The 25,475-nt window shown below is 74.6% G+C and carries 21 protein-coding genes; 7 read left to right on the forward strand and 14 right to left on the reverse strand.

Annotated features, from left to right (window positions below):
• The first annotated feature begins 203 nt into the window (after positions 1 to 203).
• Genes D7318_RS09460 through D7318_RS09470 form a run of 3 tightly spaced genes read left to right on the forward strand, consistent with a single transcriptional unit; the run spans position 204 to position 3,838 of the window.
• Positions 204 to 1,532 (forward strand): bifunctional o-acetylhomoserine/o-acetylserine sulfhydrylase, encoded by a 1,329-nt coding sequence (locus tag D7318_RS09460; protein ID WP_120696451.1) that lies wholly within the window; start codon positions 204 to 206, stop codon positions 1,530 to 1,532.
• Between the two features lie 23 nt (positions 1,533 to 1,555).
• Positions 1,556 to 2,680, forward strand: a complete 1,125-nt coding sequence (gene metX / locus D7318_RS09465) for a homoserine O-acetyltransferase MetX (RefSeq protein WP_230423576.1) — start codon at positions 1,556 to 1,558, stop codon at positions 2,678 to 2,680.
• Between the two features lie 27 nt (positions 2,681 to 2,707).
• Positions 2,708 to 3,838 (forward strand): NADAR family protein, encoded by a 1,131-nt coding sequence (locus D7318_RS09470; RefSeq protein WP_120696452.1) that lies wholly within the window; start codon positions 2,708 to 2,710, stop codon positions 3,836 to 3,838.
• Between the two features lie 21 nt (positions 3,839 to 3,859).
• Here D7318_RS09470 and D7318_RS09475 read toward each other — a convergent pair whose 3' ends face one another.
• The gene (locus tag D7318_RS09475; RefSeq protein ID WP_120696453.1) at positions 3,860 to 4,933 is read right to left on the reverse strand and encodes a DNA topoisomerase IB; all 1,074 of its coding nucleotides are present in this window, start codon (positions 4,931 to 4,933) and stop codon (positions 3,860 to 3,862) included.
• A gap of 363 nt (positions 4,934 to 5,296) precedes the next feature.
• Between D7318_RS09475 and D7318_RS09480 the strand changes: the two genes are divergently transcribed.
• Positions 5,297 to 6,316: an NAD(P)/FAD-dependent oxidoreductase gene (locus D7318_RS09480; protein ID WP_120696454.1), complete on the forward strand. Its 1,020-nt coding sequence runs from the start codon at positions 5,297 to 5,299 to the stop codon at positions 6,314 to 6,316.
• 787 nt (positions 6,317 to 7,103) lie between these two features.
• Here D7318_RS09480 and D7318_RS09485 read toward each other — a convergent pair.
• From D7318_RS09485 to D7318_RS09520, 8 genes are all read right to left on the reverse strand, one after another.
• Complete coding sequence (locus D7318_RS09485; RefSeq protein ID WP_147437649.1) at positions 7,104 to 7,982, reverse strand: DUF4232 domain-containing protein; 879 nt, start codon at positions 7,980 to 7,982, stop codon at positions 7,104 to 7,106.
• Complete coding sequence (locus D7318_RS09490; RefSeq protein WP_120696456.1) at positions 7,963 to 8,451, reverse strand: RNA polymerase sigma factor; 489 nt, start codon at positions 8,449 to 8,451, stop codon at positions 7,963 to 7,965. The genes D7318_RS09485 and D7318_RS09490 overlap by 20 nt, the downstream gene beginning before the upstream one ends.
• A 27-nt stretch (positions 8,452 to 8,478) precedes the next feature.
• On the reverse strand, positions 8,479 to 9,777 hold the full coding sequence (locus D7318_RS09495) for a polysaccharide deacetylase family protein (protein ID WP_230423578.1): 1,299 nt from the start codon (positions 9,775 to 9,777) through the stop codon (positions 8,479 to 8,481).
• A gap of 113 nt (positions 9,778 to 9,890) precedes the next feature.
• On the reverse strand, positions 9,891 to 12,329 hold the full coding sequence (locus D7318_RS09500; RefSeq protein ID WP_147437650.1) for a SpoIIE family protein phosphatase: 2,439 nt from the start codon (positions 12,327 to 12,329) through the stop codon (positions 9,891 to 9,893).
• Positions 12,330 to 12,440: 111 nt separating this feature from the next.
• A complete protein-coding gene (locus D7318_RS09505) occupies positions 12,441 to 13,655 on the reverse strand; it encodes an alcohol dehydrogenase catalytic domain-containing protein (RefSeq protein WP_120696458.1) in 1,215 nt (404 codons plus the stop codon).
• Positions 13,656 to 13,775: 120 nt separating this feature from the next.
• The gene (locus tag D7318_RS09510; protein WP_120696459.1) at positions 13,776 to 14,969 is read right to left on the reverse strand and encodes a serine hydrolase domain-containing protein; all 1,194 of its coding nucleotides are present in this window, start codon (positions 14,967 to 14,969) and stop codon (positions 13,776 to 13,778) included.
• A 105-nt stretch (positions 14,970 to 15,074) separates the two neighbouring features.
• Positions 15,075 to 15,359 carry a helix-turn-helix domain-containing protein gene (locus D7318_RS09515; RefSeq protein ID WP_120696460.1) on the reverse strand — a complete coding sequence of 95 codons (285 nt, stop codon included), beginning with the start codon at positions 15,357 to 15,359 and terminating at the stop codon, positions 15,075 to 15,077.
• Positions 15,360 to 15,379: 20 nt separating this feature from the next.
• Positions 15,380 to 16,291, reverse strand: coding sequence for an aldo/keto reductase (locus D7318_RS09520; RefSeq protein WP_120696461.1), 912 nt, complete (start codon positions 16,289 to 16,291; stop codon positions 15,380 to 15,382).
• Between the two features lie 165 nt (positions 16,292 to 16,456).
• On the opposite strand from D7318_RS09520, the gene D7318_RS09525 reads away from it, so the two are divergent.
• Complete coding sequence (locus D7318_RS09525; RefSeq protein ID WP_120696672.1) at positions 16,457 to 17,185, forward strand: phosphotransferase; 729 nt, start codon at positions 16,457 to 16,459, stop codon at positions 17,183 to 17,185.
• Between the two features lie 143 nt (positions 17,186 to 17,328).
• Here the strand turns inward: D7318_RS09525 and D7318_RS09530 are convergent, their stop codons facing one another.
• Together D7318_RS09530 and D7318_RS09540 are read right to left on the reverse strand one after the other, a co-directional pair.
• Positions 17,329 to 18,057, reverse strand: coding sequence for a polysaccharide deacetylase family protein (locus D7318_RS09530; protein ID WP_120696673.1), 729 nt, complete (start codon positions 18,055 to 18,057; stop codon positions 17,329 to 17,331).
• 406 nt (positions 18,058 to 18,463) lie between these two features.
• Positions 18,464 to 19,348: a sigma-70 family RNA polymerase sigma factor gene (locus D7318_RS09540; protein ID WP_120696462.1), complete on the reverse strand. Its 885-nt coding sequence runs from the start codon at positions 19,346 to 19,348 to the stop codon at positions 18,464 to 18,466.
• A gap of 352 nt (positions 19,349 to 19,700) precedes the next feature.
• Between D7318_RS09540 and D7318_RS09545 the strand changes: the two genes are divergently transcribed.
• Positions 19,701 to 20,090 (forward strand): VOC family protein, encoded by a 390-nt coding sequence (locus tag D7318_RS09545; RefSeq protein ID WP_120696463.1) that lies wholly within the window; start codon positions 19,701 to 19,703, stop codon positions 20,088 to 20,090.
• Positions 20,091 to 20,239: 149 nt separating this feature from the next.
• Positions 20,240 to 20,371, forward strand: coding sequence for a hypothetical protein (locus tag D7318_RS34570; RefSeq protein ID WP_268987339.1), 132 nt, complete (start codon positions 20,240 to 20,242; stop codon positions 20,369 to 20,371).
• Positions 20,372 to 20,413: 42 nt separating this feature from the next.
• Here D7318_RS34570 and D7318_RS09550 read toward each other — a convergent pair whose 3' ends face one another.
• The 3 genes from D7318_RS09550 to D7318_RS09560 all read right to left on the reverse strand — a co-directional run bounded on the left by D7318_RS09550 (position 20,414) and on the right by D7318_RS09560 (position 25,412).
• Positions 20,414 to 22,645 carry a polysaccharide pyruvyl transferase family protein gene (locus D7318_RS09550; protein WP_120696464.1) on the reverse strand — a complete coding sequence of 744 codons (2,232 nt, stop codon included), beginning with the start codon at positions 22,643 to 22,645 and terminating at the stop codon, positions 20,414 to 20,416.
• The gene (locus D7318_RS09555; protein WP_120696465.1) at positions 22,642 to 23,955 is read right to left on the reverse strand and encodes a tetratricopeptide repeat protein; all 1,314 of its coding nucleotides are present in this window, start codon (positions 23,953 to 23,955) and stop codon (positions 22,642 to 22,644) included. The genes D7318_RS09550 and D7318_RS09555 overlap by 4 nt, the downstream gene beginning before the upstream one ends.
• Before the next feature lie 212 nt (positions 23,956 to 24,167).
• Positions 24,168 to 25,412, reverse strand: a complete 1,245-nt coding sequence (locus D7318_RS09560; RefSeq protein WP_120696466.1) for a PQQ-dependent sugar dehydrogenase — start codon at positions 25,410 to 25,412, stop codon at positions 24,168 to 24,170.
• Between the last annotated feature and the right edge of the window lie 63 nt (positions 25,413 to 25,475).

Consider the following 25,475-nt stretch of genomic DNA (forward strand, 5'->3'; position numbering starts at 1 on the left):
GGCTTCCCGACCCGGCTCCGGCCAACGGGGGTTCAGCATCCGGACGGCCGCGCGGGCGCCACGTTGCCGTTCATTGCGGACACATTGCGCCAGGTCAACGGCGCTTGCGGTCTCGTGGCCATCGCGCGCCGAGCCTTCCTCGGGCCGTTCGGCGCTGCCTAGGGTGACCGACACCCGCCGCCCGTACCTCTCCCGGGAGAGCCATGACCGAGTCCCCCGAGTCCGTCGACTCCGCCGCGCCCGCCTGGTCGTTCGAGACCGAGCAGCTGCACGCGGGCGCCGAGCCCGATCCCACGACCGGGGCCAGGGCGGTGCCGATCTACCAGACGACGTCGTTCGTCTTCCGCGACACCCAGCACGCCGCCGACCTGTTCTCGCTGGCCGAGCCCGGCAACATCTACACCCGCATCCACAACCCCACGACCGATGCGCTGGAGCAGCGCGTCGCGCGCCTCGAGGGCGGCGTCGCCGGCGTGGCGCTGGCGTCGGGGCAGGCGGCCGAGACGCTGGCGATCCTCAACGTGGCCGGGGCGGGCGACCACCTCGTGTCCTCGACGTCGCTCTACGGCGGCACCTACAACCTGTTCCGGCACACCCTGCCGAGGCTGGGCATCGAGGTGTCCTTCGTGGACGACCCGGACGACGCCGACGCCTGGCGGGCGGCGATCCGCCCCGGGACCAAGGCGCTGTTCGCCGAGACGCTGGGCAACCCGCGCGGCAACGTCCTCGACGTGCGGCTCGTGGCCGACGTCGCGCACGAGGCGGGCGTGCCGCTCATCGTGGACAACACCGTGCCGACGCCGTATCTGCTGCGGCCCATCGAGCACGGCGCGGACATCGTGGTGCACTCGGCGACCAAGTTCCTCGGCGGGCACGGCACGACCATCGGCGGGCTCGTGGTGGACGGCGGCACGTTCGACTTCGGCGGGGACCCCGAGCGCTTCCCCGGGTTCAACGAGCCCGACCCCAGCTACCACGGCCTGCGGTACTGGCCCGACCTGGGCCCCGGCGCGTTCGCCATCAAGCTGCGCGTGCAGCTGCTGCGCGACATCGGCCCCTCGCTGTCCCCGCACTCGGCGTTCCTGCTGCTCCAGGGCGTGGAGACGCTGAGCCTGCGGCTCGAACGGCACTCGGAGAACGCCCTCGCCCTGGCCGAGTGGCTGGAGCGGCGCGACGAGGTGCGGACCGTGCACTACCCGGGGCTGCCGTCGAACCGCTGGCACGGGGCGGCCCGGCGCTATCTGCCGCGCGGCGCGGGCGCGGTGGTGTCGTTCGAGCTGCGCGACGGCGCGGAGGCGGGGCGGCGCCTGGTGGACGCGGTCGAGCTGTTCAGCCACCTCGCCAACATCGGCGACGTGCGCAGCCTGATCATCCACCCGGCCTCCACGACCCACAGCCAGCTCGACCCCGAGCAGCTGGCCGCCACCGGCACGGCGCCGGGGCTTGTGCGCCTGTCGGTCGGTCTCGAGAACGTCGCCGATCTGCGCGCGGACCTGGCGGCCGGGCTGCGGGCGGCGAAGGGAGCGTCCTGACCGGCGGCGCCCCGGCGCCCCCCGTGTCGGGGGCGTGGCGCCATGGCGTCTCCCCCGTGGGCCGCCGCCGCTGGGTGGCGTTGGAGAAGCCGCTGCGCCTCGAGGGCGGCGGCGCGCTTCCCGGCGTCCGGCTGGCGTACGAGACATGGGGGACGCCCGCGCCCGACGCGTCCAACGCCGTGCTCGTGCTGCACGCGCTCACCGGGGACAGCCACGCGGCGGGCCCCGCGGGTCCAGGGCATCCCACGCCGGGCTGGTGGGACGGGTTGATCGGCCCCGGCAGGGCGCTCGACACCCGCCGCTGGTTCGTGGTGGCGCCCAACGTCCTCGGCGGCTGCCAGGGTTCGACGGGGCCCGCGAGCCCGCGGCCCGACGGGCGGGGGCTCTGGGGCGGGGCGTTCCCGCGGCTGACGCAGCGCGACCAGGTGGCGGCCGAGGCGCGGCTGGCCGACGCGCTGGGCATCGGCGCGTGGGCGCTGGTGATCGGCGGCTCGATGGGCGGGATGCGCGCCCTGGAGTGGGCGGTCACGCATCCGCACCGGACCAGGGCGCTGCTGCTGCTCGCCACCACGGCGGCGGCCGGTGCCGAGCAGATCGCGTGGGCCACCGTGCAGGTGGGCGCGATCAGGGCCGACCCGGGCTGGCGCGGCGGCGACTACCACGACGCGGCCCCGGGCCGAGGACCGCACGCCGGGCTCGGGCTGGCGCGGCGGCTCGCGCAGGTGACGTACCGCAGCGAGCCTGAGCTCCAGGCCAGGTTCGGCAGACACCCGCAGGACGGCGAGGACCCGGCGCGCGGGGGCCGTTACCGGGTGGCGTCCTATCTCGACCACCACGCGGCCAAGCTGGTGCGGCGGTTCGACGCGGGCAGCTATGTGGTGCTCACGGAGGCGATGAACGCGCACGACGTGGGGCGCGGGCGCGGCGGGCTCGCCGCGGCGCTGCGCCGGGTGACGGCGCGGACGCTGGTGGCGGGCGTGGACTCGGACCGGCTGTATCCGTTCGCGCAGCAGCGGGAGCTGGCCGACGGGATCCCGGGCGCGGACGCCGCGAGGATCATCGCGTCGCCGTACGGGCACGACGGATTCCTTCTTGAGACGGCCCAGGTGGGGGCGTTGATCCGGGAGTTGACGGCGGCCGATGCCTGAGCGCGGCGGGGCGGTACGGTGGCGCGCATGCGCTGGCGGGGACCGATGTATCGCAGGGTGGACGGGGAGCGGATCGACGGGGTGTGGTGCCACGTGTGGCGGCGGCTGCCGGTCACGGGTGACCACGTGGTGGACGACCTGGGTGTGTGGGCGGACGGCGCGATCCGGTGCGAGGAGGAGCTGAGCCTGGCCGGTCTGCGGCGCGCGCTCGACGAGGGGCGCATCGCGCTGACCGCGCCGGGCGCCGCCGCGCCGCCACCGCCCGAGGGGCCGCGGTGGGATTCGAGGGCGGGCGAGCCGCTGACCGTGGACGGGTTCCTGCTCGATGTGGCCGACCGGATCGAGGAGTTGAACGGCCGCCCCACCGCCGCCGACCGGCTGTGGGACGCGCTCGCCCGCTGGGTCGCCGAGCCGGGCGACGAGGCGAGGGAGGCGCTGGCGGCGGCGTACTCCGCCGTTCCGCCGCACCGCCGCGTCTACGTGCTCGGCGACATGGACCACCAGGACCGGCCCCTGCGGGTCCTGCTCGCCAGGCCGGGCGAGGCGGTGGACGGGGACGGGCCCGAGGCGACGGAGGAGCTGCGCGCGTGGGCGCGGACGTATGCGGAGCGCGCGGTGCGGGCCGTGGACGACGCGGCGCGGCGGCGGGCGGAGGGCCATCCCGACGACCCCCCGGGCCCGGTGTCGGCCACCGTGGTCTCGCACGAGTCGGCGCACCCGCGGGGCTGGCCGACCGGGCCAGGGCTGTTCGTGCTGCGCAACGACCACCCCACGCCCGTGCCGCACGCCGGGGTGACCTACGCGTCGGTGACGCACGCCTACTGGGCCCTGTCGGCGGCCGACCCCGAGGACCGGCGGCGCATCGCGGCGGCCGGGAGCGCGCGGGAGGCGCGCGAGCTGGGCGCGGGCGCCGCGCGGCGGGCGGACTGGGCCGACGTGCGCCTGGCGGTGATGGCGGCGCTGCTGCGCGCCAAGTTCGGTGAACGCCCCGAGCTGGCCGAGGCGTTGCTGGCCACCGGGGACGGGCGGATCAGCTGGACGGGCTTCTCGGATTCCCCGTACTGGCGGGACGTCCCCGACGCGTCGGGCCGGAACTGGATGGGCCGCCTGCTCGAGCTGACGCGCTCCGAGCTGAGGGCCGGGCGCGCCGCGCCCTGAGGGCCGTCCCGGGCCGAGGCGTCAGCCGCGCGGGGGGCGGCCCGTGCGGAGCATGGCGAGGACGGCCTGCTCGACCGGGCCCTGGGTGGCGGGGGTGCCGATCACGGCGTGGGAGCCGAGGCGGTGGAGGACCGGCTCCATGGTGACGCCGTCCTCGTACAGCTCGATGACGCGGGGGTTGATGTAGGAGGCGCGGCACACGGCCGGGGTGTTGCCGAGGTAGTCGGCGACCTCCCGCACGGCGCGCGTGATGGCGCGGCGGCGGGCCGTCTCGCTGCGGGCGGCGTGGCCCGAGACGGCGAGCCCGACGGCCGCGAGCACCGTGCCGTGCCACGTGCGGAAGTCCTTGGCGGTGACGTCCACGCCGCCGAGCTCCCGCAGATAGGCGTTGAGCTCGTCGCCCGTGACGTCGTGCCAGGCGCGGTCGCGCCAGTACGCCAGCAGCCGCTCGCCGCCGCCGCGGCGGCGCTTGAGCGCGGTGACCGCCCGGCACACCTCGGGGTCGTTCACCGCCTGGTCCTGCTGCCGCCCGTGCTTGCCCGGGTAGGTGAACGTGACGCGGCTCGGGCCGCAGCGGACATGGGCGCGCAGCAGGGTGGTCAGCCCATAGGTCTGGTGCCGGTCGGTGTAACGCTCGCTGCCGATGCGGAAGAAGCCCATGTCGAGCAGGCGCGTGGCGCTGCCGAGCACGCGCTCGGCGGTCAGGCCGCGCTGGCCCAGATGGCCGCCCGCCGCCTCGCGGATGCGGGGCAGCGCCTCGGCGACGTCGAGGACGTGGGCGTGCTTGGCCCGCTCCTGCTCGGCGCGGAACTGTTCGTGGTAGAGGTACTGGCGGCGGCCCGCGGCGTCGGTGCCGACGGCCTGGAGGTGGCCGTTGGGGTGGGCGCAGATCCACACGTCGCGCCAGGCGGGCGGGATGACGAGGGACGTGATGCGGGCGAGCGCCGCCGCGTCCCGCAGCGTGCGCCCCGCGGTGTCCAGATAGCGGAAGCCGCGGCCGTGGTGCCTGCGCAGGAAGCCGGGGTCGGTGGGGCGGGTGTGCCGCAGCCTGGTCGGCCGGGCGCGGGGCGCCGAGGTGTCAGCGGGCTCATGCATGGGGAAGCCGCTCCCAGCGCGTGATCGAGAGGGGGAACGCCACGGGAACGCCGCCGCGGCGGCCTGCCCACCGTAATCGGCGAGGCCACGGGGCGCGTACCTGACACGCGGGCGCGGGGCTGCCGCCGCTTTCGCTGGTCAGGGGGCATGCCGCCCGGGTGGCCAGCGGGGTCTTCGGCAACCCGCACTCGGCGAACCCCGCCTCGCTGGCCTCGACGGACGACCTGCCCGAGCTGGGGAGTTTCGACGACATGTGCTTCCCCGGGGCACGGTGGAGGCCCGCCGAGGACGGGGTGCCGAGCAATTCCCTTGCGGGAGGCGGAGCGTTGGGGTGGGCTTGGCTGCCTGGACGAGAGGAGCGGGATGGCGGTCGTGGTGGTGGGCGCGGGGATCGTGGGGGCCTCGGTGGCGTACCACCTGGCGCGCCGCGGGGTGGCGGTGACGCTGGTCGAGCGGGACGCGCGCCCCGCGGCGGGGGTGACGGGCCTGTCCTTCGCGTGGATCGGGAACGCCGGTGGCGAGTGGCCAGGCGGCGCCGAGGATCTGCGGGGTCCGGTGCTCGACGACCACCGGCGCCTCGAGGCGGAGCTGCCGGGCGTCGCGGTGCGCTGGACCGGCTCGTTGAGGTGGGGCGACGGCCATCTGGGCGGGAACGTCGTGGGGCGCAAGGAGATCAGGGCGCTCGAGCCTCGGCTGCGCACCCCTCCCGAGTGGGCGGCGCACATCCCGTCCGACGGCGGCGTTGACGCCCCCGCGCTCACCGAGGCGCTGGTGCGCGGGGCGCGCGCGCTCGGCGCGCGGGTGCTGCTCGGCACGCCGGTGACCGCGTTGAGCGTCGAACGGGGCCGGGTCACGGGCGTGGTCACCCCGGCCGGGTGCCACACCGCCACCACGGTGGTGCTCGCGGCGGGCACGGGATCCGCCGCGTTGGGCGCGCCACTCGGGGTGGCCCTGCCGGTCGCTGCGTCCCCCGCGTTCCTGCTGCGGCTCGCGGCGCCGCCCGGGCTGGTCAACGGCGTCGTCGCCACCCCCGAGTTCGAGGTGCGCGAGGTGGCCGATGGGTGCCTGCTGATGACGCTGCCGCCGGAGGGTGAACGGGCCGGGGAACGGCTCGCGCGGCACGGCGTCCGCCTGCTGCGCGAGGCGTTCCTCGGCGCCGAGCCCTGCCATGTCGTGGGGTATGGCGTCGGCGCGCGGCCCTTGCCCGAGCGCGGCCCGCTGCTCGGCCCCCTCACCCCCGACGGTTCCCTCTACGCGGCCGTGCTGCACCCGGGGGTCACCCTGGCGCCCACGGTCGGGCGGCTGGTGGCGCATGAGCTGGCCACGGGCGAGCCCGTCGCGGAGCTACGGCGGTGCAGGCCACGGGTCGCCGGGCTCGGCTGACTCGGCTCACGGCCGGGCCGGTGCCCGAAGGTGGAGCTTTCGTGGGCGGGCGGCTACTGGCTGGACGTCCTCCCGTTCGCCGCCTGCCGAGTGTCTGGTGTGGTGGGGGTGCGGGTCAGTGATGGCACCTACGGGAAGGGGGCGTCGGGTGACCGGCCGTCCCTGTCACCGGTCGATTTCGTTGTGGGCCGGGACCGTTCGCCAAACGGGCGCAGGCGGATACCGGTTTGCGGATGGCCGACTTCCGCGTGGTCGGCCGGGGTGGCGCGCACCCTTCGGGCCTGCCCCGGCCGCCGCTCTCGTCGTTCACCGCGCGCACGTTGAGCTCAGGTAGCGGGCCGGTTCTTTATCCGCCGCTTACCCGGGGTCGGGGTCTCTTCCGAAACGGGGCACGTTCTGTTCAACACAAAGTGTGCGCCGTTTCACAAGAGCATCCGCCCCGGCATAAGCCGCGGATAAGCACCGGCGCGCTCCATCAGCTCGTCGGACATCAGGAATGAAAACGCTTCGGGCGGCCAGGGCAGGCCCGAAGGGTGCGCGCCACCGCAACCGACCACCGGCCAGGCGGCCGCCAACTACCGTAAGCGGCCGCGCCCGTTCGGCGAACGGTCGCAACCGACGGCGAGACCTACCGTTTACCGGGACGGCCGGTCACCCGACGCCCCCTCCCCCGTAGGTGCCAGCCCTGACCCGCACCCACCACGAAAGCAGAGGTCGGCCGACGGCGAGCGGGAGGACGTCCAGCCAGTAGCCGCCCCACGGCAAAACCCGCGCGGGAAGCGCAAAGCTAGGCAGGCACCTCGTAGACGGCGGTGACCGAGAGCAGCGCCACCCCGTCGTTCGCGCAGGCCGTCAGCCCGTCGAACGGCAGGAACAGCGCCTCGGTCTCGTCCGGGGGGAAGACGCGCAGGCCACCGGAGGGTTCGGGCTCGCAGTCCTCGGCGGGGTAGTTCTCCGCGGTGCCCACCCTGAGGTCGGCCAGCGCGACCTCGCCGGGCGCGAGCTCGACCGGGACGCCCTGCCCGCGCTCGTCGCCGCGCCGCGCCGGTGCCCCGACCTGCTCGCCGACGTTCTCCCCACCGTTCTCCCCGGTCAGGGAGACTCCCGGGTAGCCGACCAGCGCGCATGTCACCTCGCCCACGTTGGTGAACTCGAGCGGGATGGTGAGCGAACCGGCCGCGCCGTCGGACTGCCCCGCGGTCAGGACGAGCGCCGCGCCGACGCACGTGGGGACGGCCTGGGGCGAGCCCTCGGCCGAGGCGCCGTCCTCGGTGGCCTGGGGCCCCTCCTCCCCCTCGTCGTCGGGCACCGGCTCGGTCGACTCGGTCGGCGCGCTGGGCTCGGCGGGGGCGGACTCATCCGGCTCGGCGGGGGCGGTCGTTCCAGCGGGGTCGGGGGCGCGCTCGGGCCCGGGCCCTCCGTCGGCCACGGAAGGGCCCCGCGCCTCGTCTCCCCCGCCGGTCAGGCCGAGCAGCGCGGCCGAGCCCGCGAGGCACACCACCGCGGCGGCGCCCGCGGCGACCACCCCGCGGCGGCGCCTCGCGGCGGCGCGGCGGCGGGCCTCGGCGAACGCGCCGGGCGGCGGCGCCAGCGGGGACACCGGCGCCCCGAAGACCTCGGTGAGCTCGGACGGCTCGGGGCCGCCCTCATGGCGTGGTGATGTCATGCAACCCCCTCAGGGCGCTCCGCAGTCGTTGTCGGGCTTGGTGAAGGTCGCTCTTGACGGTGCCGGGCCTGCGGCGGAGGACCGAGGCGATCTCGTCCACCGGCAGCCCGGCGTAGTAGTACAGCAGAACCGGCACGCGCAGCCGCTTGGGCAGCGACTCCACCAGGGAGCGCACATCCACGCCCTGGTCGGCGGCCGGGGCGTGCTCGCGGCTCTCGGCGCTGAGGTGCCGGGTGGTGCGGCGTTCGCGCTCGCGGGTGCGCCAGTGGTCCTTGACCAGGTTGGCGGCCACGCTGAACAGGTACGACTCGGGGCTGCGCACGGTGCCCCAGCGGGACCAGAGCCGGGTGAACGCCTCGGACGCGATGTCGTGCGCCACCGCGTCGCCGTCCACGAGGCCGCGGCACCAGCCCGCGAGCCGGGGATAGAAGTCCTCGAAGAGCCGCTCCGCCTCGCGCTCCCCGCTCACATCTCCGCCCTCATGACCCAACCCCCGCTATCCCGTCACCACCGTCTCCCATCCCGCCATGGGACTCTCCCCCACCGCCAGACCCTGGAGATTGGCGACGACCCGGGGATCCTGGACCTCGAGCCAGTCGCAGAGCTGACGGAACGAGACGAAGCGCACGTCAGGGCGGCTCGCCATCTCGCGCAGCGCGTCTTCCACCGCGTCCATGTAGATGCCGCCGTTCCACTGCTCGAAGTGGTTGCCGATGAACAGTGGCGCGCGATTGGAATCGTATGCCCGCTCGAACCCGGCGACGAACGCGCCCCTGGCCTCCTCGCGCCAGGTGGCGTGCAGGGCGGGGTCGCCTTCGGTGGCGCCGCCCGACTGGTTGGCGAGCATGCTGTAGTCCATCGACAGCACCTCGAAGTCGTGCCCGGGGAACGGAACGGTCTGGAGCGGCAGGTCCCACAGGCCCTCGGCCGTGCGCACCGGCCAGGTCTGGAGGCCACCGGGCGAGCTGGCGTCGTAACGCCACCCCAGCTCGGCGGCGGCGGGCAGGAGCGCGGACCGGCCGAGCAGGCAGGGCGTGCGGCCGCCGACCAGCTCCCTCCGGTAGTCGAACGGCAGCGGGTCGAGGTCGTCGAAGCCGGTGAGGGTGCGCCACTCGGTGACGAACGCGACGGCCTGGTCGATCTCGTCGCGCCAGTCCTCGGCGGTCCAGTGCTCGACCGAGCCCGCGCCCCCGCAGAAGTGGCCGTTGAAGTGGGTGCCGATCTCGTGCCCGTCGAGCCACGCGGTGCGCAGCCTGACGATCGTCGCGCGGATGTGCTCGTCGGTGAGGTAGCCGATGTCGGAGGCGCCGACGGGGTTGTTCGGGGGCGCGTAACGCTGGGCCTGCGCCTCGGGCAGCAGATAGAGCCCGGAGAGGAAGAACGTCATGGCCGCGTCGAGGTCGCGGGCCAGGTCGAGGAAGCGGTCGAACTGGCCGTCCCCGAGCGCCGCCGCGCCGTCCCACGAGACCACCACGAACTGCGGCGGCCGTTCGCCCCTGGCCAGCCGCTCGGGCTCGGGCTGGTGCGGCTGTGGTCCCGTGTCGGCGGTCGAACCGTCGCCTATCGGCCTGGGGTTGTCCACGCTCGGCCCCGGGTCAGGTCCTGGGCTCGGCTCGGGGTGGTCGCCGTCCGGCCGGTCCGCGGCGTTGGCCGAGCTCTCCGTGCCTCGCAGGTAGCGGGTCAGCGCGTAGCCGCCGCCCGCGCCGACGACGCCGAGGGCGCCAAGGCGCAGGACGGTTCTGCGGCCGGTCGCCCGGTGCCGCCGTTCTTCGTCGTGGTGCCGAGGGGAACCCATGAGGCGGCTCGCTTTCTGTCGTACGGCGCGCGGTGGAGACCGCGACACCGCATCGACCCGGCGGCCGCCCCATCGGTTGTCACAGCTGTGCAACAGCCCTGACGGGGCGCGCCTCACTCCCCCTCGAGTGGCTGCTCGGTCCAGATCGTCTTGCCGCTCGGGGTGTAGCGGCTGCCCCAGCGGTGGGCCAGCTGTGCGACCAGGAAGAGGCCGCGGCCGCCCTCGTCCGTCGAGCGGGGGCTGCGCAGGTGCGGCTGGGTCTCGCTGGGGTCGGAGACCTCGACGATCAGCGTCTCGTCGCGGATGAGCCGCAGGCCGACCGGGCCCCCGGCCCAGCGGATCGCGTTGGTCACCAGCTCGCTGACGATCAGCTCCGTGGGGAACGCGTTGGCCGCGAGCCCCCACTCCGTCAGCCGCCGCGTGACCGCCACGCGCGCCTCGCCGACCACCGCGGGGTCCGCGGGGTACTCCCACGACGCCACCATGCCGTCGGGCAGCGCCTGGACGCGCGCGACCAGGAGGGCGACGTCGTTCGCCGGGGAACGGGCGGGTTGCAGCGCGTCGAGCATCGCCTGCCCGATCTCGGCGGGGGAGCTCTTGGCGCCGCAGTGCGCCGCCAGGACGTCCCGCAGCCGTTCGAGGCGCTGCTCCGAGGTCTCCGCGGGGGCGCCCTGGCGGGGCTCGCCCGTGGGCTCGGCCACCAGCTCGTCGCTGAACATCACCAGCGTGCTCCCCGGCGCGAGGCGGAGCCGCGCCAGCTCGAACGGGGCCGCGCCGACGCCCAGTACAGGGCCGGGCTTCAGCGGCGCGGGCTCGGGCCGTTCGCCGGGGACCACGATCATCGGCGGCTGCCGCCCGGCCGCCGCCATCTCGCACTCTCCGGTGACCGGGTCGTAGACGCAGTACAGGCATGTGGCGCCGACCGCGCCCGCGTTGCCCTCGACGGGCGGCTCCGCGTCGGCGAGCCTGATGGCCAGGTCGTCCAGGCGCGTCAGCAGCTCGTCGGGCGCCAGGTCGAGATCGGCGAGCGTCTGCACCGCGGTGCGCAGCCGCCCCATCGTGGCCGTCGCCGCGAGGCCGTGCCCGGCCACGTCGCCCACCACGAACGCCACGCGCGCCGACGACAGCGGGATGACGTCGTACCAGGTGCCGCCAAGACCTGCCGCCGTGCCCGCGGGCAGGTAACTCCCCGACGTCTGCGCCGCCTTGAGGTCGAACACCGGCTGCGGCAGCAGGTTGCGCTGAAGCGTCTCCACCGTCCTGCGCTCCCGCAGGTACCGGCGCGCGTTGTCCAGGCCGAGCGAGGCGCGCGACCCCACCTCCTCGGCCGTGTCCGCGTCCTCGCGCTCGAACGGGCCCGAGCGCGAGTAGCGCCACAGCGCCACCACGCCGAGCGCCAGGCCCCTGGCCCGCAGCGACACCACCATGAGCGACCCGGGCTCGGGCGGCACCAGCGAACGCCCCTCCACCGCGATCGCCGACGCGCCCCCCGTGGTCCGCACCCACAGGTCCTCGCGCCGGGGCTCCAGCGTCGCGGGCCTCTCGTAGCGGCCGATGCCCCGCGCGTGCTCGACGCGGAACGACGCCCCCACCGGGATCACCTCGTCGGGCCACCGCCCGCGCGCCGACACCCCCGCCACCCGCCGCATCGGCACGCCGAACGTCACCTGCCCGGGCTCGTCCCCCTCGAGGACCGCCTCGGCCAGGTCCACCGCCACCAGGTCGGCGAAGTCGGGGACGAGGACCCGCGCCAACTCGTCGGCGTCCCTGGCCACATCGAGCGAGACGCCGATGCGCTGCGCCGCCGAGTGCAGCAGCGCGACCCGGCGGCGCGACCGGTGTTGCTCGGTCACATCGGCGAACACGCTGACCACGCCGATCAGTTGGCCCCGACCGCCGTCCAGGGGCAGCGACGAGAGCGACAGCACCCTCTCGCGGTCGGGCGTCCGCTTCAGGCGCGCCGACTGCTCGTAGTTCACCTGGGGCTCCCCGCTCGCGGCCACGTCGCGCAGGCGTTCCACGATCGCGTGCGCGTCCTCGGGGACGAGCAGCTCGTCGAGCGGCTGCGGCAGCGGGCGGTCGACCGTGGGCTCGCCCTGCGGGAGGAACGCGCCGGGCGGCATGTTCAGCCGCGTGACGCGCAGCTCCGCGTCATGGATGACCATGCCGATGTTCGCCTGCGCGAACAGCGACCGCACCACCGCGTCGTCCTCGTCCTCCCGGCGCGCGGCCGACTCCGCCGCCATCATCACCACGTGCCGCGCCCCTTCCCCGTCCGGCACCGCGAGCACGTCGAGCCGCACCCGCGTCGTCCGCCCGTCGGGGCGGGTCAGCTCCGCGGTGAGCGAGTCGGAGCGCCCGGCGAGCGTCTGCCAGGGGGCGGGCGCGTGCACCACCTCGTCAAGGGGGCGGCCGTGCAGCCGGGACGGCGGACGCCCCGTCAGGCCCTCGGTGCCGGGCGTGGTCGCCAGCACCTCGCCGTCCACGCCGAGCACGAGCACGACAAGGCCGCTGCCGGGCACGGGCGGGGACGGGTACGGCGGAGTGTTCACGTCCTCACTGTCGCGGACCCGCGGGGGGTCGGCGACGCCGCCCGGCGCATTCGGGTGACCGCTGGAACGGCCGGACCCGGCCCCGGACCCCGCCCCGGTGGGCCGGGGGGCTCAGCGGGCCGGGTCGAGGGCCACCTTGAGCCAGCCGGGGCTGCGGTGGTCGAACTCCTGGTAGGCGCCCAGCACATCGCGCAGCGGCTCGTGCCGGGTGAGCACCTTCTCCGGGTCGACCGCGCCGGTCTTCACCAGGTCGAGCAGCCTGGGGATGTAGCGCGGGTGGTCGCCGTTGCCCATCTTGACGGTGAGGTTGCGGTTCATGGCGCGGCCGATCGGGAAGAAGCGGTCGCTCGGCGGGTAGACGCCGACGATGCCGAGCGTCCCCGCCTTGGCCAGGCTCTCGACGGCCCACCAGTGCGCCTGGGTCGGCGCGTCACCGGGGAGCCAGTGGCCCTCGGTGGGGCGCGCCCTCGGCGCGATCTCGGCCAGCTCCTCGCGGTGGCGCTCGTCGTCACGGCGGGCGCGGTCCGCGGCGGGCCCCTCCTTGGGGCTCTCGGCGTCCACGCCGACCGCGTCGATGGCCCGGTCGGGGCCGATGCCCCGCGTCATCTCGAGGATCTGCGCGACGGGGTCCACCGCGTTGAAGTCGATGACCTCGGCGCCGAGCGTCCTGGCCCGCTCCAGGCGGTCGGGGTGGCCGTCGACGGCGATGACGCGCCCGGCGCCGCGCTGGAAGGAGGAGAGGATCGCGAACTGCCCGACGGGCCCGCACCCCCACACCGCGACGACGTCGCCGTCGGAGACCTCGGCGATGACCGCGCCGAACCAGCCGGTGGGGTAGACGTCGGCGAGCGGCAGCGCCTGGGCGTCGGTGATCTCGTCGGGGAGGTGGACGAGGTTGGTGTGGGCGTAGGGCACGCGGGTGTACTCGGCCTGCACGCCGTCGAACGGGCCCGTCTCGGCCGGGGCGCCGTAGAACGCGGTGGTGGCGCGTGAGCCGTTGGGGTTGATCGCGTCACACTGCGCGAAGTACCCGGCGCGGCAGTAGGCGCAGGAGCCGCAGCCAAGGACGGCGGAGAGGAGGACGCGGTCGCCCGGGCGGAAGTTGCGGACGGCGCTGCCGACTTCCTCGACGACGCCGACGCCCTCGTGCCCCATGACCGTGCCCGGCTTCATCCCCGGCACGGTGCCGCGGACGAAGTGCAGATCGGTGCCGCAGATGGCCGACGCGGTGATGCGCACGACGGCGTCCGTGGGGTGCTCGATCGTCGGGTCGGGGACCGAGTCGAGCCTGATGTCGCCGATGCCGTGGTAGACGACCGCTTTCATGAGCCCTCTCTCCGCATGTCGGGGAACCCCCGCAGCACGGTAATGGCCGCCCCCCGCCCACGCCGCGTGGCGCGCCATGACCATACGGTGATCATCCCCGGTTCGCGGGGCGGGGCGCGTTCACTCGCACAGGGCGTGGTCGATCAGGGCGCGGGTGGCGGTGTCCTGCTCCGTCTGGCGCTCGTCGAGGCTCATGGTGAAGACCGCGGCGGACGCGGCGGCGGAGCCGTCGTCGGTGACGGCGCCCTCGGAGATGGTGCCGAACGACGTGCCGCCGTGGAACCACAGCCCCTCGTCGTCGCCGCACCGGGGCGCCCACGCGATGCCGAGGCCGTAGCCCGTGCCGGGGCCGCCGAACTCCTCTGCGGGCACGGTGCGTTTCATCTCGGCCAGCTGCTCGGGCTCGAGCAGGGTGCCGTCCATGAGCGCCCTGAGGAACGTGTTCATGTCGGCGGTGGTGCTGATGATGCCGCCGTCGGGGCCGCCGCCCACGGCCAGCGTGGTCTCGGTCAGCTCATCGACGCCGGGGAAGCGGGTGTAGCCGGAGGCGGTGGGGTGCGGCACATAGGCGGACGTGCCGGGGGTGAGGGTGTGGTCGAGCCCGAGCGGCTCGATGACGCGCTCGTGGACCTCGCGCTCCCAGGAGTTGCCCGTGGCCGCCTCGATGATCAGGCCCGCGAGAAGGTAGTTGGTGTTGGAGTAGCCCCAACGGGTCTCCCCCGCCGGGTCGTCGGCGTCCGGCCGCCAGTACGGGGGCTCGGTCAGCGCGACGGCCACCAACTCCTCGTCGGTCCACTCGGCGAACCGGCTCTCCAGGTAGGACTCGGGGGTGAGTTCGGCGGGGTCGGCGAAGAGGACGTCGGTGTAGTCGGCCAGGCCGCTGGTCTGCCGGAGCAGGTTGTCGAGGGTGACGCGCGTGCCGTCGTTGCCGTTGCCCCGCAGCAGCCCTGGCAGCCAGCGCTCCACGGTGTCGTCGAGGTCGAGCGTTCCCTCGGCGACGAGTTGGAGGGCGACGACGGCGGTGAACGTCTTGGTGTCGCTGCCCACGCGGTAGTACGCGTCGTGCGGCACGGGCGCGTCGTCGTCCAGGTCGGCGACCCCGGCGCGCGCCCTGGCGTTGCGGCCCTCCTCGTCCTCGGCGGCGGCGATGACGCCGGTCGCGCCCGTGGCGTGGACGGCCTCGGCGTCCCGCTTCAGCTCGGAGCCGCTGACCGTGCCCGTCCCCCCGGACGCCGTCTCGGTCACCAGGGCGGTGAGGACGAGCGCCCCCGCGGCAAGTCCCGCCCTGGTCCAGGTCGTTCCCCGTATCCCCATGTCCCCTCGCTCCTCCGCATCGGTTGGCTGTGACGCTACGGAGTCGGGGGGATCGTATGCCATCGGGTATTCGGGCCTCTCGGGGGTGGGGGCAACCCCACCCCCTCACGCGGTCAGCGCGCGCTCCTCGGCACCCGGCGCCGCGGGCTCGTCGGCGCACGCGGCGGCCAGCTCGTCGAGCGAGACGCCGAGCGCCGCGGCCAGGGCCGCCACCGTGAAGAACGCGGGCGTCGGGGCCCGCCCCGTCTCGATCTTCCGCAGCGTCTCCGCCGACACCCCGGCCGCCGCTGCGACCTCCACCATGCTGCGCTCGCCCCTGGCGCGGCGCAGCAGGGCGCCGAAGCGCTCGCCGCGTTGCCGCTCCCACGGGGTCAGAGGAGTCCTCACCATGAACGTGATACTAAGACCGGTCAGCGCCGTGGGGCGCCGGTCCCCTGTCCCGGTGAGGCGATCCGCGCCAACTCGTCGCCGGTGAGCCGCAGCGCGCCCGCGGCGACGTTCTCCGCCAGGTGGCCGGGGTCGCCGGTGCCGGGGATGGCCAGCACGTGCGGGCCCTGGTGCAGGGTCCACGCCAGCCGCACCTGGGCGGGGCTCACGCCCCGCGCGGCCGCGACGGCGGCCACGCCCGCGTGCTCGTCCGCGTCGGCCCCGGCCTCGCGGCCCGCGCCCTCGATCGCGAAGAACGGCACGAACGCGACGCCCTGCTCGCCGCAGGCGCGCGGCACCGCGTGCTGCTCGGCGGGCGCGTCGACGCCGTAGGCGTTCTGCACGCACACGACCGGGGCGATCGCTCGGGCCTCGGCGAGCTGCCCCACGCCGACGTTGGAGAGGCCGAGGTGGCGGATCAGGCCCGCGTCGCGCAGCTCGGCCAGCGCGCCGAAGTGGTCGGAGATCGGCCCCTCGCCGACGCTCGGCGGGAGGCGGAGATTGACGAGGTCGAGGTGGTCGCGGCCCAACTGCCGGAGATTCTCCTCCACTTGCCCGCGCAGCTGGTCGGGTGACGCCCACCACCACTGTCCCGAGGGGTCCCTCGCGGGCCAGACCTTGGTGGCGATGACCAGCCCGTCGGGGTAGGGCGCGAGGGCGGTGTTGATCAGCTCGTTGGCGGAGCGGAGCGGCGAGAAGTAGAACGCGGCGGTGTCGATGTGGTTCACGCCGAGCTCGACCGCGCGGCGGAGCACGGCGATCGCCCGCTCCCGGTCGCTCGGCCCGCCGTCGGCGCGCGAGGTCAGGCGCATCGCGCCGAACCCCATGCGGCGGACGGTGAGGTCGCCCAGGGTCCACGTTCCGGCGGCGTCCGCCGTGACGGTCTCGGAGGTCATGCGGGGATTCTGACACCGGCTCAGGGGCGGAAGAAGGCGGCGGGCCGGTTCCTCATCAGCCGCTTGTCCGGGGTCGGCGCCCTCGGAAACCTCTCCGCCAGCGGCTTCACCTCGCGCGCGACAAACCCCTGCGACATCGGTGGTGATCCCGCGACAATGGCCGACATGGCAGAGGTCGAGGTCGTCGTCGCCCATGAGGAGCGCGCGACGCTGCGCGTCGGCGAGGTGTTCCTGAAGGTCGACGCCGATCAGGCGCGCATCGACGTCGAGGTCGAGGCGATGGCCTTGGCGCCGATCCCGACTCCTGAGGTCCTGTGGCGCAAGCCGCCCGTGCTCGCGCTTGCCGCCCTCCCTGGGGCGGCGCTCGGCCGCCTCGCCGAGCCGTCGCCCGCGTCGTCGGCGGCGTGGGCCGCGGCGGGTGCCGCCGTGCGGACGCTGCATGACGCGCCGTTGCCGCCATGGCCCGGTCGAAGCCTCGAGAAGTTCGCGTCGCACCTCGACGGCGAGTGCGAGTGGCTCGTCGCGAACGGCGTCATCCCCGTCGACGTGGTCACGCGCAACCGCCGGGTCGCCGAGGCCGCGCTCCGGCCATGGACGCCGGTGTTCACGCACGGCGACCTTCAGATCACCCATGTGTTCGTCGAGGGTGACGAGATCACCGGCGTGATCGACTGGTCCGAAGCGGGCCAGGGCGACGCCCTGTTCGACCTCGCCATCCTGACGCTCGGGCACCCGGAGCGCCTTGACGACGTCGTCGCCGGCTACGGCGCCGACGTCGACCTCGATGTGATCCGCGCGTGGTGGTCGTTGCGAAGCCTGAGCGCGGTCCGCTGGCTGGCCGAGCACGGCTTCGACCCGGCGCCCGAGATCGCCGTGCTGAGATCCATGATGTGAGGCGGCAGAAGCCCGCTGGCTTCCCCACCGGGCTGGATGACCGGGGAACGCCGCGCCGGGAGGAGCGAACGCGCCGCATGACGGGGCGGCAGCGCGCACGGTTCGCCGAGCCGCCCGCGGGGCACCGCTCCAGGGCCGCGGCGCTAGTACCGCGGCGCGGCGGGCAGGTCGAACCGCCAGCCCCGCGCCTTGAGTTCGGGAATCACCCGGTCCACGGCGGTCACGGTCGCGCTCCGGTCGCCGCCTCCGTCGTGCATCAGCACGACGGCCCCCGGGGTCACGCCGCTCCGCAACCGCCGCGCCAACTGATCGGCGGTGGCGGGCTCCCAGTCGTTGATGGCCAGGCGCCAGCCGAGCGGCTGCATCCCGAGGCTGGCGGCCACCTGGGGTGTCTGCCCCCAACTGCCGTTCGGCGCACGGAAGTACGGGATCTGGGCGCCCGGCACGGCCTGCCGGATGGCGGCGCTGGTCTGTTCGAGGTCCGCGCGGATCCGGTCGGGCGTCCAGGAGCCCATGTCGCCGTGGTACATCGAGTGGTTGCACAGGGTGTGCCCGTCCGCGACGATCTGCCGGACCAGCCCGGGGTTCTGCCTGACGTGATCGCCCCACAGGCAGAACACGGCGGTGACGTCGTGCCGCCGCAGCACCTCCAGGAGGCGCGGGGTGTCGGCGGGGTTCGGTCCGTCGTCGAACGTGAACGCGACCGACTGCCCGCCGCCGCGCGTCGAGTCGACGATGGTGGCGTCAGCCGCCCTGCTGGCCCGCGCGGTCGCCGCCGTGACGGTCAGCACGGCGGCGAGGCACAGCCCGAGCCCGATCAACGACGCCAGCCCGCGTCGGCGCCCCCCTCGGCGACCACCGGTCCTCCACATGCCGATCACCCATCCCTTCTCCGTCTCTCCGACCTCGACCGTCGCACGCGCCGCGAGGGCCGGTCATCAGACAGGCGAGGGGCAAAACGGCCCCCACGATCCGCCACTCGCGCGCCACGACCGACACGACGACGACGTTCAGTCCCTGGCGGCCGTGCAGCGCGGTGAGTGAACCGCCGCCGTGCGCGGGCCGGGCAGCGCCACGCCACGGCGCGCCGCGCAACCCTCCCGGCTCAGGGGGCGGACATACCTATCCGCAGGCGATTCCCGTCGGGGTCCCGCACCTCGAACTCCCGCCCCCACGGCACCTCTTCGACCCGCGGGATCGGAATGACCTCGTCGTCCATGACCCCATCGTGCCGCCCGCCACTGACAACGGCCTCGGGCAACCGCTCGGGCAAGGGGCTCAGGCGTCGAGCACCCCGAGGTCGACGGAGGCGAGGCGTTCGGGCGCCGCGACCACGTCGATGCCGGTGATCCGGTCGTCGACGACCGTGAAGCGCAGCGCCGCGACCAGGCGTCCGAGCGGCGCGATCACCAGGCCGACCGCCCCGTCGACCAGCGCGGGCCACGCGCCCGAGACGCGGTAGCGGGGCGAGGACGCGCCCCTGGCCACGTTTGTGGCGCCCTCGACCAGCACCGGCGTGCCCGTCGCGCTCGCCTCCTTGTCCGCCCTGAGCACCACGTCCGGGTCGAGCACCGCGAGCAGCGCCTCGAAGTCCCCGCCGCGCGACGCCGCGAGGAACGCCTCGACGACGCGCCGCTGCCGCGCCACATCGACCTCGGGCACCGGCGCGGCGCCCCGCACCCGGCGGCGCGCGCGGCTCGCGAGCTGCCGCGTGGCGGCCGGGGTCCGCTCCAGCATCGACGCGATCTCGTCGAACGGCACGGCGAACATGTCGTGCAGCACGAACGCCAGCCGCTCGGCGGGCGACAGCGTGTCAAGCACCACGAGCAGCGCAAGCCCGACCGAGTCGGCGAGCAGCGCCTCCTGCTCGGGGTCGGCCCCCTCGTCCGCGCCGCCGCGCGGCTCGGACCCATGGGTCTCCAGCGGCTCCTCGCCCCGGGTGCGGCGCGTGCGCAGCATGTTCAGGCAGACCCGGGCCACCACGGTGGTCAGCCAGCCCGCGAGGTTCTCGACGCCGCTGGTGTCGGCGCGGCGCAGCCGCAGCCAGGCGTCCTGAACGGCGTCGTCGGCCTCGCTCGCCGAGCCGAGCATGCGGTACGCCACCGCCCGCAGCCGGGGCCGCTGCTCCTCGAACCGCTCGGTCAGCCATGCGTTCTCGTCCACCGTGTCACATTCCCTTCTCGCCCGGGTTCACCGGGATGACCCATGAAACCCCTCCGGTGTGACCCGGGGCGGCTACGGGCCGGACGTCCTCCCGTTCGCCGAACGGGCGCGATGAGCTCACGTAGCGCGCCGGTGAGCCAGTGCGGGACGCATTCTCCGGAGGGTGGGGCCGTCTTCATCCAGCGCTTACCCGAGGAGGGTTGCCCTTCTGAAACGCGGCACGCTCCGTGTTGAACAGAACGTGCCCCCGTAATCGACAGAGATGAGCACCGGCCCGCTGCCCGAGCGGGCCCGCAGGGCGCGCGCCACCCCGGCCCCGCAAAGCCCGCGCAGCGGAGTAGCTTCGGGGGTCATGACCCACGACACCGCCCGGCCCCGGATCGGCCGTCCCACCACCGTTCTCGACTCCCCCGACGCCCGCGCGCTGGCGCGCTTCTACGAGCGGCTGCTGGGGTGGGACGTGATCGCCGACGAGCCGGACTGGGCGCAGTTGGCCGAGCCGGGTGGGCCTGGGCGGCTGTCGTTCCAGACGGAGGGCGCCTACGAGCGGCCCCAGTGGCCGACGCGGCCTGGACGGCCGCAGATGGGGATGCATCTCGACCTGGAGGTCGATGACGTGGAGCGCGCCGCGGCGCACGCGGAGGCGGTGGGCGCCGTGCTCGCGCCGTTCCAGCCGCAGCCGGATGTGCGGGTGTGCCTCGATCCGGCGGGGCATCCGTTCTGCCTGTGGGCGCGCGACTGAGCGAGGCGGCGCAGGACGGATCGCCCCTTGGCGGGATGCGTCCCCCGGGACATTTCCCCCGTCACACCCCTTGACAGACACCGAGGCATCATCGCCGTGCCCGCGGGCGGGCGGCGCTCACGGGCCTCGACGACTTCGAGCCGGCCGATGTGCTGGGCCTGCCGCTGATCGTCGAGGTGTACGACAGCGACGAGCTGGGCCGCGAGGCGGGCCGTCTGCTCCTCGACCGCGTGCGGTCCGCCCCGGGCGCGGGCGCCCAGCCGCGCCGCGCCGCACGGTGATCCCGACCCGCCCGATCCAGCACGGCACCCCCCGCCCCGGCCCTAGCCGAAGATCTTCCTGAGTCCCGCGATGTTCTCCTGCGTGACGTCCCACAGGGCGCGCTGGCGGTCGTGGACGTCCGCCACCGCCGCGTCGTGGTCGGCGAGCAGCATCTCGGCCCGTTCGGCGAGCCGCGTGCCCAGGTGGCGTTCGTGGACCGAGACGCCCCACTCGGGCCGTTCGATGTCCGAAAGGAAGTACGCCAGCTTCGGGTGCGACACCAGGCTCAGGATGGGCGTGCCACAGCCGAACGGGATCATGCCCGCGTGGCCCCGCATGCCGATGACCAGGCGCGTGCGGGCGTAGAGGTCCCGCAGCTCGTCGTTGGTCGCGTCGTACAGCGGCTCGACCGGGAGGGTCAGGCCGTGCTCGCGGCGCAGGTCGTTGACGAACTTCTCGTCGGTCGGCATGTGCGCGGCGTACCTGACCTCGGCGTGCTTGCCCAACGACCGCACCGCCGTGGCCATCTCGGACAGGAAGTGCCCGTAGTCGTGGCCGAAGCGCAGCCCGGCGCGGTCGTACGCGCAGTTGACGAGCACCGTGTCGTCGCGCCGCTCGGGGTCGGTCCAGCCGGGGGCGAGGCGGCGGGTGACGGTGGTCGGGCACGGCTGGTAGAGCACGCGGTCGCGCAGCTCCGGCGGCAGCAGCTCCCTGACGCGCTCGACGGAGCCGCGGTTGCGCAGGCCGAAGAACGCCGACGAGCGGACGAGCGCGCGCAGCGACTCGGCGAACCGCTCGCGGCGGTAGACCTGGCCGTCGAAGATGTTGTAGCCGACCGCGAACACCGCGATGGGCACGGTGATCCGCTGCAACGTGGCGTCGGCGACGTTCCACTGCCACGTGCTGTTGCCGTTGGGCGCGGTGTCGGGCAGGAAGAGGCCGCCGCCGCCGATGACCAGGCCGCGGCGGGCGTTGACGCGTTCGAGGGCGCGCTCGTCGAACAGCCGGTGGACGTGCACCGAGAGCCAGCGGCGCGGGCCCGTGTCGGTGTCGAGGCACATGCGGACGGCCTCGGGGAGCACCTTGTCGCCCGCGTTCTCGTTGCCGTCGGCGAACAGGGCGACGTGCGCGTACTGTTCGGCGGCGGGCGCGGCGGCCGCGTCGGCCTCGTCGCGGCGCAGCGCGGCGGGCAGGGTCCGCTCGTGCCACGCGCGGCACGTGCCGTCGGTCGGGTCGGCGTCAAGGCCCTGGCGCGCGTAGTCGTGGGCGGCGTGCTCGTCGCCGCGCAGCCACGCGAGGCGGGCCAGCTGGCCGAAGTTCCGGGCGGCGATGTCGGGCGCGGCGGTGGCGAGCAGCATGTGCCGCTCGGCCTCCTCGTAACGCGAGAGCGCCATGAGCGAGGCGCCGAGCGTCTGGTGGCAGCGCGGGCGGTCCACGTCGCGGCCCGCGACGGGCGTGAGCACGGCGACGGCCTCGTCGTGACGCCCCTGCTGCCGGTGGACCTCGGCCACCGCGCGGGCCAGGTCGACGCGGGGCTTCCGCTCGAGCAGCGGCCCGGCGCAGTGCAGCAGCAGATCGGGGTGCTTGGCCCCCGGCAGCGCGCAGTAGGCGTCGCGGAACGCGTCGTCGTCGAGCTCGTAGGGGCGCCTGGCCTCGTCGGCGGGGCCGTAGCCAGGGCGTCCCTCCTGCCCGGTGAACCGCAGGATCGCGACGTTTTCGGGCACGGGCGCGTCGTCGAACAGGCGGTGGGCGAGGAAGTCGTGGCGGGCGTCGACGCGTTCGAGCACGCCCTTGAGGGCGCTGTCGAGGGAGCCGTCGTTCGGGGAGCCGCCGTCGAGGCGGCCGAGCAGTCCTTCGTCGAGGGCGGCGGTCTGGATGACAAGCAGCCCGTCGTCGAGCAGGACCCGCCGGTCGTCGGCGGGGTCCTCGGGGAGCAGCTGGGGAACGGCGCCCACGCCGTCGCGCATGCGCAGCAGCTCGCCCAGGTCGCCGAGCACGACCATGCCGGTGTCCAGGGCGATCACCGTGTCGTAGTCGGTGACGCGCAGGACGTCGAGGCGCGCCGCGGCGGGGCGCGGGAACAGGCGCGGGTGGAGACGGCGGGCGGGCTCGAACGCCTCGTCGGGCAGCCCGGGGTGAAGGACGAGGAAGTCCTCGCACACCGCGGGGTTGGTCAGGGCCAGGCTGCGCAGCAGCACGAGCAGCCCGGGCAGCCGCCCCTCGTCGGCGTAGGCGGCGAAGGCGATGCGGCGCTTGCCGGTCACCGCGCGTCGGTCGTCAACGGCACGGGTCATCGCAGGGCGGTCCTCGTCTCGGTGCTGGCGTTCTTCCGCGCGTGGGCGGTGACCCACTCGTTCTCCTCGGGGCGCAGCTGGCCGGTCCCCACGAGGCCGATCAGGTCGATGCGGGGGTTGACGTCAAGGAAGTCGAGCAGGCGCAGCACGGTGAACGCGGTGCTGCCGCCGCGGGGCCAGTCGCCGTCGCCGACCAGGGCGGGGTCGTGGAGGGGGCGGCGCAGCGAGGCGTCGCCGATGTGGCGCTGGGCGCCGGGGGTGAGCCGCTTGCGCAGCGAGCGGCGCCACGCGTCGGCGGGGTCGCCGAAGACGAGCCGGGTGGGGACCTCCCCGGTCCAGCGGGGTCCCTCCCACGGGGTGGGCCCGCGCAGGGTGACGGCGTGCACATCGGTGCGCTCGCCGGTCCTCGGGGCGTCGAGGCGGTAGGAGTCGCAGCGGATGACGACGTCGTACGCGTCGATCTCCGCGCCGAGCGACGCCCCGGCCCCGGCTCCGGTCCCGGCTCCGGTCAGCGCGTCGGCGCCCGCGACGAGGCACACGGCCTTTCCGGCGATCATGTTCCTGAAGGGCCCGGCGCCGAGCGGCACCGCGTCGCCCACCAGCGGGTCGGGCACGCGGCCCTCGGCGGTGAGGCGGCGGTAGGTGGCGTAGAGCTCGATGAGCCGCCGCGTGGCGGGGTCGGGCGCGCGGGTGGCGCCGTGCGCGTCGAGGTGGGCGAGGCGGGCCTTGACCTGGTCGGCGAACGCGGTGCGCAGCTCGGCCCGCGTGTGGCCATCGGGGGCGGCGAGGGCCGTGGGGGCGCCGGGGAAGAGGCGGGCGGCCTCGTCGAGGCACGAGCGGGTCTCGTCGAGGATGTCCCGGCGCAGCACGATGTCCTGGCTCTCGGTGTACGACTGCCGCAGGTCGAGATGGCGGTCGTAGGCCTCGATGGCCTCGCCGTGGCGGCCGAGGGCCTCGAGGACGAGGCCGCGCAGCCGCCAGGCGCCCTTGGAGCGCCCCCGCAGCTCGACGGCGGTGTCGGCGAGGGTGAGGGCGAGCCCCAACTCGGCGGCGGCGCCGTCGGGTTCGCCCGCCTCGAGGGCTCGGTTCCCGGCGGCGAGCAGGGCGTCGAACGTCTCGGCCGATGACGCGGGCCTCGCGGTGGTCAGGGTGCCGATGGCGGCGGCGAGCCGCACCCGCCGGGCCTCGGGCCTGCCGTCGAGCCCGGCGAGGTAGTCGGCGGCGGCGCGCACGGCCGCGGCAAGCGACTCCTCCTGCCGTCCGGCGTTCCTGCGTCTCGCCCCGAACAGCCCGGACAAGGTCTTCGTCATCCTCGGTGCTCCACCTTCCCTGGAAGGGCCGACTGTGCCCCACGGCCACCGGCCGTATGCAACCACGAGATGTATAGCCGATGAACTGTCGCGCCCGTGGGGCGTGGGTCGGTTTCCGGCGGGCAGGCAGCCTGGTTTCGGGGCCCGTTGGGAAAGGTGCGGGAACGGCGTCGCGCCGGGCACGGGGCCCGGCGCGACGGTGAACGGGTGGGTCACTCGGTGGCGGCCTGTCCGAAACTGACGCGGAACAGCTGCCCCGGCAGGTCGTTGACGACGTACAGCTCGCCGTCGGCCGCGGCGCCGAACGCCGTGACCTGGGTGGGCATCTCGCCGATGACCGCGTCGCTGTAGCCGCCGTCGGCCTCGGGGCGCAGGGCCCAGATGTTGTTCGAGCAGTAGTCGGTGGCCACGTAGGTGCCGTCGGCCAGGTCGGCGTACTCCTGGCCGCGGTAGACGTTGCCGCCGATGACCGCGCAGTTGCCGTCCTGGGCCGTCGGGTAGACGAACACGGGCTCGGTCAGCTCGACGCCAGGCGCGCACTCGTCGGGGTTGAACTCGAAGCCGCCCTCGCGGCACGACCAGCCGTAGTTGGCGCCCGCGCGGTCGGCGGGCACGTGGTTGATCTCCTCGCTGCGGCCCTGGCCCACGTCGGCGATCCACTGCGACCCGTCGGCCGGGTCGAACGAGAAACGCCAGGCGTTGCGCAGGCCGTAGGCCCAGATCTCGGGCCTGGCCTCGGGGTTGTCGACGAACGGGTTGTCCTCGGGGACGCAGTACGGCAGGTCGCCGCACGCGCCGCCGACGTCGACGCGCAGGATCTTGCCGAGCAGCGTGTCGAGGCTCTGGCCGTTGCCCTCGGGGTCGCCGTTCCCGCCGCCGTCGCCGATGCTCCAGTAGAGGAAGCCGTCGGAGCCGAAGGCGAGTTGGCCGCCGTTGTGGTTGTCGTAGGTCGCGTGCTCCTGGGAGATCAACGGCTCCAGCGTGCCGTCGGCGACGGAGTACCTGGCCAGGGTCACGGCGCTGTCGGCGGCCGCGGTGTAGGCGAGGTAGAGCGCCTGGCTTTCGGCGTAGTCGGGCGCGGGGGCGATGCCGAGCAGGCCGCGTTCGTTGTACGTGGAGTCGACCTGGTCGGTGATGTCGAGCAGCGGCTCGGCGGCGAGCCCGGTCGCGGGCTCGTAGACGCGGACCGTGCCGGACTTCTCGGTGATGAACAGCCGTCCTGTGCCGTCGTCGGGCGCGGCGATCGCGGTGGGGCGCGTGAGTCCCGTCGCGACCTCGGTGGTGGCGGCGGTCAGCTGGTCCACCGGCAGCGCCGCGGTCTCGTGGGCGGCCGCGGTCCCTTCGGCCGTCTCGGGGGCGGGCGCGGCGCCCGCGGTCAGGGCGGGGGCGGCCAGCGGGGCCATCGCGGTGAGCGAGACGGCCAGCAGGAGGCGGCCGGTCCATGGGCGTCGTTGCATGTCAGCTCCAGAAGATGTGGGGGTCCTCGGCCCGCGGCGCGGTGACGGCGATGCGTCGGTCAA

The sequence above is a fragment of the Streptomyces radicis genome (genome assembly GCF_003626575.1).
GTDB classification, from domain to species: Bacteria; Actinomycetota; Actinomycetes; order Streptomycetales; family Streptomycetaceae; genus Streptomyces; species Streptomyces radicis.